This window comes from bacterium, assembly GCA_036524115.1.
In the GTDB taxonomy this organism is placed as follows: Bacteria; JAUVQV01; JAUVQV01; order JAUVQV01; family DATDCY01; genus DATDCY01.
Genome location: DATDCY010000087.1, coordinates 1 through 9,006, shown reverse-complemented (window position 1 = coordinate 9,006; position 9,006 = coordinate 1). Strand labels below are relative to the sequence as shown.

Here is a 9,006-nt window from a genome sequence, read left to right as displayed (position 1 = left end):
GCGCCCCGGCGCCCCCGGCCGCGCTCACCGCTCCGGCGATGTCCGTGCGCGGGCCGTCCGCGCGCAGCGCCCCGAGGCCGTCGGGAGGCACCGGGGCGGCGGCCGCGGCGAAGGCCATGAAGCGCGGGGGGAACTCCCCGGCCAGCGCCTTGAAGTCCTCGCTCCCGAGGAACGAGCGCACGCGGTCCAGCCGCGTCCCCTCCAGCCCGCCGCGCAGCCCCATGCTCTGGGAGGTGTCGACGAGGACCGCAACCGGCCGGCTCTCCCTGCTGACGCTGCGCAGGACCCGTCGCGGGCCGGCGAGCAGGACCAGGACGAGCGCGAGCGCGGCGGCGCGCAGCACCGCCAGGGCGAGCGCACGGGGAACCGCCACCCGGGTGCGCAGCGCGAGGAACTGCCAGAGCGCGACCGCCGCCAGCAGCAGGAGCGCGCCGGCGGCCCAGGCGCGGGCGATCTCCGTCGGGAACGAGAGGGCGTGAACCATCGAGCGGTGCGGCAGTCCCGGCGCCGGCTAGCTCCTCTGGCGGAGGAACGGGACGTGGATGCGGTCCTGCTTGTAGTCGGAGCAGAGCGCGTACATCACGATGTTCACCCCGAGATGGAACGCGAGCCGGCGCTGGCGCTCGCCGCCGGGCGCGCACGGCTCGACCCACCGGCCGAGCGGATCCCGCGCGAACGCGCCGAGCAGGTTGTTCGGCGAGAGGATGACGGCCGTCCGCCCCTGGATGGTGACCCCCTCCAGGAACGGGCTGACCACGCGCGCCCCGGACACCGTGCGCACGAGAAAGAACGACTTGAACACCGTGTGGTCGGGCCCCAGCCGCTCCGGCGGCACCCCGGGGAGGATGCGGGCGAGCTCGCGGCGGACCGCTGCGTCGAAGCCGTACCCGGGGATCGCGGCTGCGTCGTCAGCCAGCAGCGTCCCGCCGGCTTCGAGCCAGGTGCGCAGCCGCGCGACGTCGGCTTCTGCCAACGGCGGGAAGTCCCGCGTCCCGGAGAGGCAGAGAAACGGGTAGGAGAAGAGGCGCGGGTCGGCCACGCCGAGATCGACCCGGTCGGGGCCGGCCTCCACGCTCGTCATCCGCTCGAGCTCGCGCACGAACTCGGCCGCCGCCGACGGGTAGGGGTTGACGCCGCCTTGCAGCTGCAACTGTGCGAAGAAGAAGCGCTTTGTCGTCACGGTCGGGTCGGCCCGCATGGTGCTGAATGCGCGCGCCGCTGACGGGGCCAGAGCCGCCAGGCACCCACCGGCGACGCCGCCCGCCAGCAGGCGCAGGAAGCGGCGCCGTTCGCCCGCTTCCCCGGGGGAATCCGTCGGTCTTGTCTTCATAGCGCCCTCACTATATCCTGTCCTGACGCAATGACAACCCTCGCCCCCGGGAGACGGGCGCGAGGCCGGGAGGAACGCGATGCCTGAGCTGCGGAAGGACCCGATCCTCGGGCGCTGGGTCATCATCTCCAGCGACCGCGGGAAGCGGCCGTCCGATTTCATTCTCCCCCACGAGAACCGCCGCGAGGGAGGGTTCTGTCCGTTCGACGCCGGCAACGAGCACACCACCCCGGCCGAGATCCTCGCCTACCGCGACAACGGCACGCCTCCCAACAAGCCGGGCTGGAAGCTGCGCGTCGTCCCGAACAAGTTCCCCGCCCTGCAGATCGAGGGCGCCCTCGACCGCGTCGGCGAGGGGATGTTCGACAAGATGAACGGGATCGGCGCCCACGAGGTGATCATCGAGACGCCGGACCACGAGGCGACGCTGGCGACGATGAGCCTCAAGAGCGTCGAGGACGTGCTCTGGGCCTACCGCGACCGCATCATGGACCTCAAGCGCGACCTGCGGTTCCGCTACGTGCTCATCTTCAAGAACCACGGGATCAGCGCCGGGGCGACCCTCGAGCACTCGCACTCGCAGCTCATCGCGCTGCCGATCGTGCCCAAGCGCGTGCGCGAGGAGGTCGACGGCTCGCTCACCTATTACCGCTACAAGGAGCGCTGCGTCTTCTGCGACATCGTCCGCCAGGAGCTGGACACCGGGACCCGGATCATCGGCGAGAACTCGGACTTCGTCGTGCTCGCGCCGTTCGCCCCGCGCTTCCCCTTCGAGAGCTGGATCCTGCCCAAGAAGCACGATTCCTCCTTCGAGGACGCGTCCCCGAAGCAGTTCGTCGCGCTGGCGGGCATCCTCCAGGAGACGCTGCGGCGCATCGACGGCGTCCTCGAGGGGCCGGCCTACAACTACATCCTGCACACGAGCCCCTTCCGCGAGGAGGACAACGAGTACTACCACTGGCACATCGAGATCATGCCCAAGCTCTCGAAGATCGCCGGCTTCGAGTGGGGCTCGGGGTTCTTCATCAACCCCACGCCGCCCGAGGAGGCCGCGCGGTTCCTGCGCGAGGCCCGGGTCGAGCGGCCTTGAAGCGGCGGAGGCTGGCGTGAGGACGGTCCTGATCGTCGACGACGAGCCGAACATCCGCAGGCTCTACGCCGATGAACTGGGCGAGGCCGGCTACCGCGTGCTCACGGCGGCGTCCTGGCGCGAGGCGGAGGCGCTGCTGGAGACTGAGCGCCCCGACCTGGTGACGCTGGACATCCGCCTGGCGGAGGGGCCCGACGGGATCGAGGCGCTCGGGCTGGTCAAGGAGCGTCAGCCGGACCTGCCGGTGATCCTCGTGACGGCGTACGGCGAGTTCCGCTCGAACTTCGGCACCTGGTCCGCCGACGGCTACGTCGTCAAGTCCGCCGACCTCACGGAGCTCAAGTCGCGCATCGCGCAGCTTCTCGGCGAGCCCGCCGCGTGAATCGCCGGCGCCGCGGGGCGCATCGAACTTCGCAGGCGTAACGTGCCGAGGAAAGGTGGTCTACTGCCATGAGTGAAACCACGCAGTCCCCGCAGACGCCGGAGCTTCCGCTCCTGCCGCTGCGCGACATAGTCGTCTTCCCCCACATGGTCGTCCCGCTGTTCGTCGGCCGTGCCAAGTCGATCGCCGCCATCGAGGCCGCGATGGCCGCCGACAAGCAGCTCGTGCTCGCCACCCAGCGGCGGGCCGCCGTCGACGACCCGGAGCCCGCGGACATCTTCGAGGTCGGGGTGCGGGCCGAGATCCTCCAGGTGCTCAAGCTCCCGGACAACACGGTCAAGATCCTCGTCGAGGGCGTGGAGCGGGTGCGCCTCGAGGCGGTCTCCGCGGGCGGCACCCACCTCACTGCGCGCATCGGGCCGCTGGCGTCGTTGTCGGGCGAGGGCGGGCGCGAGCTCGAGGCCCTGCGCCGCTCGGTGCTCGAGCAGTTCGAGAAGTATGTCAAGCTCAGCCGCAAGATCCCGGCCGAGCTGCTGGTGACGGTCGCGGGGATCGCCGAGGCCGACAAGCTGGCGGACACCGTCAGCGCCAACCTGCTCGTCAAGAACCAGGACAAGCAGGCCCTGCTCGAGACGACCGGCACGGCCGAGCGCCTCGAGCAGCTGCTGCGCCTGCTCGGCGCCGAGATCGAGATCATGCTCGTGGAGCGCAAGATCCACGGCAAGGTCAAGCGCCAGATGGAGAAGACGCAGAAGGAGTACTACCTCGTCGAGCAGATGAAGGCGATCCAGAAGGAGCTCGGCAAGAAGGACGAGTTCAAGAGCGAGATCGAGGAGCTGCGCGCCCGCGTCAAGGCCGCGAAGATGAGCCCCGAGTCCGCAGAGCGTGCGGCGCGCGAGCTCAAGAAGATCGAGCAGATGCCGCCGCTCTCGGCCGAGGCCACGGTCGTGCGCAACTACCTCGACTGGCTCGTCTCGCTGCCCTGGAGCGCGCGCACGAAGGACAAGCTGGACGTGCGCGCCGCGGCGAAGATCCTGGATGAGGACCACGCCGGCCTCGAGAAGGTCAAGGAGCGCATCCTCGAGTACCTCGCGGTGACGCAGCTGGTGAAGAAGATCCGCGGCCCGATCCTCTGCTTCGTCGGGCCGCCGGGCGTCGGCAAGACCTCGCTGGCGCGCTCGATCGCGCGGGCCATGGGGCGCAACTTCGTGCGCCTCTCGCTCGGCGGCGTGCGCGACGAAGCCGAGATCCGCGGGCACCGCCGCACGTACATCGGCGCGCTGCCCGGGCGGGTCATCCAGTCGCTGAAGAAGGCCAAGAGCCGCAACCCCGTCTTCCTGCTCGACGAGATCGACAAGCTGGGCACGGACTTCCGCGGCGACCCTGCGAGCGCGCTGCTCGAGGTGCTCGACCCGGAGCAGAACTGCACCTTCAGCGACCACTACCTCGAGGTGGACTTCGACCTCTCGGAGGTCATGTTCATCACCACCGCCAACTCGACCTTCGCCATCCCGCCGCCGCTGCTCGACCGCATGGAGATCATCGCGCTGCCGGGGTACACCGACCTCGAGAAGGTCCAGATCGCGCGCCGCCACCTGCTGCCCAAGCAGCTCGAGGCCAACGGGCTCGCGGCCGGCAACCTCGCCATCTCGGACGCGGTGCTGCGCGAGCTCATCCACCGCTACACCCGCGAGGCGGGCGTGCGCAGCCTCGAGCGCGAGATCGCCGCGATCTGCCGCAAGGTGGCGCGGCGGGTCGTCCGCGGCCCGCGCGACCGGCGCACCGTCGTCACGGTGCCGGCGCTCGAGCGCTACCTCGGGGTGCCGCGCTACCACCGCGGCAAGGCCGAGCAGCGCGAGGGCGTGGGCATCGCCACCGGGCTGGCGTGGACGGAGTCCGGGGGCGACCTGCTCGCGATCGAGGCCACGCTCATGGCCGGCCGCGGCAAGCTCATCCTCACGGGCAAGCTCGGCGACGTGATGCAGGAGTCGGCGCAGGCCGCGCTCTCGTGGCTGCGCTCGCGGGCACGCTTCTTCGGCCTGCCCGCGGACTTCGCGCACAAGCTCGACATCCACATCCACGTCCCCGAGGGCGCGATCCCCAAGGACGGGCCGTCCGCCGGGATCACGATCTGCACGGCGCTGACCTCGGCGCTGACCCGGGTCCCGGTGCGCCACGACCTGGCGATGACCGGCGAGATCACGCTGCGCGGGCGGGTGCTGCCGATCGGCGGCCTCAAGGAGAAGGCGCTGGCGGCGCACCGCGCGGGCATCGCCCGGGTGATCATCCCGAAGGAGAACGCCAAGGACCTCAAGGACCTGCCGGGGCACGTGCGCAAGGCGCTGACCTTCATCCAGGCGGAGACGATGGACGAGGTGCTGCGCGAGGCGCTCGCCCACTACGACTTCGGGGAGGCCGGTGCGCGGCGCGAGTACGACCTCGAGGAGCTCCTCGCCGGCTCACAGCCGGCCACGGCGCACTGACACCGGGCCTGATCCGGACCGTGTCCTTCCGACACCGGCCGCAGGCTCAAAAGGGGTCAGATGCAAGGAGGGCGACGAGGCGGATGCTGAGGCGGCCTTGTGGCCGCCGCAGGCATCTCCCGCACTCGCAAGGCTCGCGCGGGCAAGGAGCCGCCGATGGGCCCGTTTTCAGCCCGCGGCCAATTTGCCGATCGCGTCGAGCATGTCGCCGGCGCCAAGCACGATGAGCCGGTCGCCCGCCGCGAGCCGGTCCTCCGGCGCCGGGTTGAAGCGCATGCGCTCGTCCCCCTGCTTGACGGCGACGACGATCGCGCCGTAGCGCTGGCGCAGGCCGGTCTCGAGGACCGTGCGGCCGGCCAGAGCCGAGCCGGGGGCGATCAGCACCTCCTCCATCTGCAGCTCGAGGTGCTCGCGCCGCGTGACCAGCTCGATGAAGTCCACGACGGCGGGCCGCAGGATGGCGTTGGCGATCCCGGTGCCGCCGATCGCGTAGGGACAGACGACCTTCGAGGCCCCGGCCCGCAGCAGCTTGCGCTCGGCGGCCTCGTCGCCGGCGCGCGCCACGATGTAGAGGTCGGGCCGCAGGCCGGCGGCCGTGAGCGTGATGTAGACGTTGTCGGCATCGGAGGAGACGACCGTCACCAGTCCGCGGGCGCGCTCGATGCCCGCGGCGGCGAGCACGGAGTCCTCCTCGGCGTTGCCGGCGATGCAGAGCATCCCGGGGTCGATCTCGCGGAAGACCTCGGGGCTGTTCTCGACGACGACGAACGGCACCGGCTTCTTGGCGAACTCGCGCGAGATAACCCGCCCCATGCGGCCGTAGCCGCAGATGATGTAGTGGTCCCGCAGCCGCGCGATCTCCTTCTCCATCCTGCGCCTCCCCATGAACCTCTCGAATTGCCCCGCGAAGACCACCTGCGAACCGTAGCTGAGGAACATCGCGACGATCGCAACGCCGCCGAGGATCACCGCCACCGTGAAGATCTTTCCCGCGGGCGTGAGCGGGTGCACCTCGCCGAAGCCCACGGACGTCATCGTGATCACCGCCATGTAGAACGCGTCCAGCAGGCTCCAGCCCTCGATGAGCATGAAGCCCGCGGTTGCGCAGACGGTCACGCCGGCCAGCACCGCGAGGGCCCCGACGATGCGGCGGCCGTGCTCACCCGCCAGGAACGCGCGCATCCCGCCGCTTGCACCCATGCCGCAGAACCTAGCGGGTCGCGGCGCGTCGCGTCAAGCGTTCCGGCGACGCGCGGCCCCGCTTGCCCGCGCACGACCTCCCGCGGGACCTCCCGTCCTTGACACCCCCCGGGGGCTTCTCTAACATCCCATTTTTGCGACATGCGCGGAAGTTCCGCGCCGGAGGTGGACGTGTTCGGCATCGGCATGCAGGAGATCGTGCTCATCTGCGCGATCGCCCTCATCGTGGTCGGGCCCAAGAGACTGCCGGAGATCGCGCGCGCGCTCGGCAAGGGGTACGCGGAGTTCCGGCGCGCCTTCGACGACATGAAGCGCACCGTCGAGGTCGACCTCCAGACCGACGAGTTCCGGCGCAGCCTCATGGATCTGCCTCCCCCCCCGCCGCCCGGCGGCGCCCCGCCACCGCCGGCGGAGTCGCTGCTCACGACGCCCCCCGCGCCCGCCCCGTTCCCCTACGGGGCTCAGCCGCCGTCGGCCCCGACGCCGACATGCGCGCCGCCTGAGGCGCCGGGGGAGACTGCCGCGCCGCAGGCCCCGGAAGCGGGCGGCGGGAAGGACGAGCATGGACGCGGCTGAGGCGCCGAAGACCCCGGGCGAGCGCCAGTCGTTCCTCAGCCACCTGGAGGAGCTGCGCAGCCGCCTGGTCAAGGCCCTGCTGGCGGTCCTCGTCGCCTTCGGCCTGGCCTACTCCCAGGTGGACAAGATCTTCTCCTGGCTGACCGTGCCGCTGAAGACCGCGCTGCCGAACACACCGCTGGTGATGATCCGCCTCACCGAGGGCTTCATGACCTTCCTGAAGCTCGGCCTCTGGACCGGCCTCTTCCTCGCGTCGCCGGTGGTCCTCTACCAGATCTGGGCCTTCATCGCGCCGGGCCTCTACCGGCACGAGCGGCGCCTGATCGGGCCGCTCGTGGTCGCCTCGACGATCCTCTTCGTCGCCGGCGCCGCGCTCGCGTACTACTTCGCGCTGCCGTTCATGCTCCGCTACCTGATGTCCGGCTACTCGAGCGAGGAGGTCAAGCCGATGCTCGCCGTCTCCTCGTACGTCTCGTCGGCGTGCCTCGTCATGGCGACCGCGGGGCTCATCTTCCAGATCCCGCTCGTCATGCTGCTGCTCGCCCGGATGGGCATCATCAAGGCGGCGCAGCTGGCGAAGAACCGCAAGTACGTGCTGCTCGTGAGCTTCGTCATCGGCGCGGTGCTCAGTCCGCCGGACGTCTTCTCGCAGACGCTCGTCTCGGTGCCCCTGTTCCTGCTCTTCGAGGTCAGCATCTGGGCCATCCGGGTCCAGGATCTGCTGCGCCGCGGCAAGGGGACGCAGCAGACGCCGGCGGCGCCCCCGGCGCCTGCCGGCTGACGGCTCTTCAGTCCCTCTCGCGCGCGGCGCGGCGGCGCGCCTCGGCCAGGTCCGCGGCCGTGTCGACGGCGAGTCCCGCCTCGGGCACGACGACCACGCGGATGCGCCGCCCGTGCTCCAGGATCCGCAGTTGCTCGAGCCGCTCCGCCCGCTCGCCCGGGGTGGGCTCCAGCCGCGTGAGCTGTGCGAGGAACGCCGCGCGGTAGGCGTACATGCCGATGTGCCGCAGGTAGCCCGCCGTTTTGGCGGGGGCCGCCGGCCGCCGCCACCCGTCGGGTCCCACGTCCCACAGCCCCTCGCGCCACGGGATGGGGTACCGCGAGAAGCTGACCGCGTACCCGTCGCGGCCCGCCAGCACCTTGACGACCGAAGGCGCGTAGAGCTCGTCGGCGGTGCGCACCGGCGTGGCGAGCGTCGCGGCCTCCTGCGCCGGCTCGCCCGCGAAGCTCGCCACGAGTGCCTCGACGGAGGCCGGGTCGACGAAAGGCTCGTCGCCCTGGACGTTGACGACGAGATCGCCCGGGTCCCCGGCGACGGCAGCGGCGATCCGGTCGGTCCCGGAGGGGTACTCGCCCGTCAGCACCGCCTCGCCGCCGGCCGCCGCCACGGCGGAGGCGATCGCGCGGTCGTCGGTGGCGACCAGGACGCGGTCGGCGCCGCGCACGCGCGAGCAGCGCCGCCAGACGCGCACCACCATCGGCTCGCCGCCGATGTCCGCCAGGGCCTTGGCCGGAAGGCGCGTGGAGCCGATGCGGGCAGGGATTGCGACGACGACGCGCACGCCCCCGCTCCTCCGCGCCTACGCCGACGGCGGCGGCGCGTCCTCGAGGTCGGCCAGGAGCTGCTCGCGAGTGACAGGCACCGTGCCGAACTCGCCGACGACGATGCCAGCGGCGAGGTTGGCCAGCCGCGCGGCCGCCCCCAGCCGCGCCCCGCGGGCCAGCGCCAGCGCCAGGACACCCACCACGGTGTCCCCCGCGCCGGTGACGTCGAAGACCTCCCGCGCAACGGTCGGGATATGCAGGGGCGCATGGCCCGGCTCGAAGAGGCTCATGCCGTGCTCGCCGCGGGTGACCAGCACCGACGCGCCGCGCGCCCGTCGAACCAGCGCGGCGCCCGCGCGCACCACGTCGCCGCCGGCGCCGGCGCCGGCGGCGGCGAGCG

Annotated in this window: 9 protein-coding genes and 1 pseudogene; 5 read left to right on the top strand and 5 right to left on the bottom strand. The window is 71.5% G+C overall.

All coding sequences use genetic code 11. The features are described from left to right. A partial coding sequence (locus tag VI078_04080) for a hypothetical protein (protein ID HEY5998463.1) occupies positions 1-484 on the bottom strand: 484 nt, incomplete at its 3' end. A gap of 27 nt (positions 485-511) precedes the next feature. Next, positions 512-1,330 (bottom strand): DUF4159 domain-containing protein, encoded by an 819-nt coding sequence (locus VI078_04075; protein ID HEY5998462.1) that lies wholly within the window; start codon positions 1,328-1,330, stop codon positions 512-514. 79 nt (positions 1,331-1,409) lie between these two features. Here VI078_04075 and galT point away from each other — a divergent pair, with 79 nt between their 5' ends. The 3 genes from galT to lon all read left to right on the top strand — a co-directional run bounded on the left by galT (position 1,410) and on the right by lon (position 5,285). After that, positions 1,410-2,420, top strand: coding sequence for a galactose-1-phosphate uridylyltransferase (galT, locus tag VI078_04070; GenBank protein ID HEY5998461.1), 1,011 nt, complete (start codon positions 1,410-1,412; stop codon positions 2,418-2,420). A gap of 16 nt (positions 2,421-2,436) precedes the next feature. Beyond that, the gene (locus tag VI078_04065) at positions 2,437-2,802 is read left to right on the top strand and encodes a response regulator (GenBank protein HEY5998460.1); all 366 of its coding nucleotides are present in this window, start codon (positions 2,437-2,439) and stop codon (positions 2,800-2,802) included. A 68-nt stretch (positions 2,803-2,870) separates the two neighbouring features. Then, positions 2,871-5,285, top strand: a complete 2,415-nt coding sequence (gene lon, locus VI078_04060; GenBank protein ID HEY5998459.1) for an endopeptidase La — start codon at positions 2,871-2,873, stop codon at positions 5,283-5,285. 168 nt (positions 5,286-5,453) lie between these two features. Here the strand turns inward: lon and VI078_04055 are convergent, their stop codons facing one another. Next, a complete protein-coding gene (locus tag VI078_04055; protein ID HEY5998458.1) occupies positions 5,454-6,485 on the bottom strand; it encodes a potassium channel protein in 1,032 nt (343 codons plus the stop codon). A 171-nt stretch (positions 6,486-6,656) separates the two neighbouring features. On the opposite strand from VI078_04055, the gene tatB reads away from it, so the two are divergent. Next, entirely contained in the window at positions 6,657-7,061 is a 405-nt protein-coding gene (tatB, locus tag VI078_04050) for a Sec-independent protein translocase protein TatB (protein HEY5998457.1), read from the top strand. Further along, the gene (gene tatC, locus VI078_04045) at positions 7,048-7,842 is read left to right on the top strand and encodes a twin-arginine translocase subunit TatC (GenBank protein ID HEY5998456.1); all 795 of its coding nucleotides are present in this window, start codon (positions 7,048-7,050) and stop codon (positions 7,840-7,842) included. Before tatB ends, tatC begins: the two co-directional genes overlap by 14 nt. A gap of 7 nt (positions 7,843-7,849) precedes the next feature. Here tatC and kdsB read toward each other — a convergent pair whose 3' ends face one another. Together kdsB and VI078_04035 are read right to left on the bottom strand one after the other, a co-directional pair. Then, positions 7,850-8,623: a 3-deoxy-manno-octulosonate cytidylyltransferase gene (kdsB, locus tag VI078_04040; GenBank protein HEY5998455.1), complete on the bottom strand. Its 774-nt coding sequence runs from the start codon at positions 8,621-8,623 to the stop codon at positions 7,850-7,852. Positions 8,624-8,680: 57 nt separating this feature from the next. Further along, a pseudogene (locus VI078_04035) lies at positions 8,681-9,006 on the bottom strand (PfkB family carbohydrate kinase).

Coding starts and splice junctions, on each gene's coding strand:
- VI078_04075 (HEY5998462.1), bottom strand. CDS start 1,330: ATGAAGACAAGACCGACGGATTCCCCCGGGGAAGCGGGCGAACGGCGC.
- galT (HEY5998461.1), top strand. CDS start 1,410: ATGCCTGAGCTGCGGAAGGACCCGATCCTCGGGCGCTGGGTCATCATC.
- lon (HEY5998459.1), top strand. CDS start 2,871: ATGAGTGAAACCACGCAGTCCCCGCAGACGCCGGAGCTTCCGCTCCTG.
- VI078_04055 (HEY5998458.1), bottom strand. CDS start 6,485: ATGGGTGCAAGCGGCGGGATGCGCGCGTTCCTGGCGGGTGAGCACGGC.
- tatC (HEY5998456.1), top strand. CDS start 7,048: ATGGACGCGGCTGAGGCGCCGAAGACCCCGGGCGAGCGCCAGTCGTTC.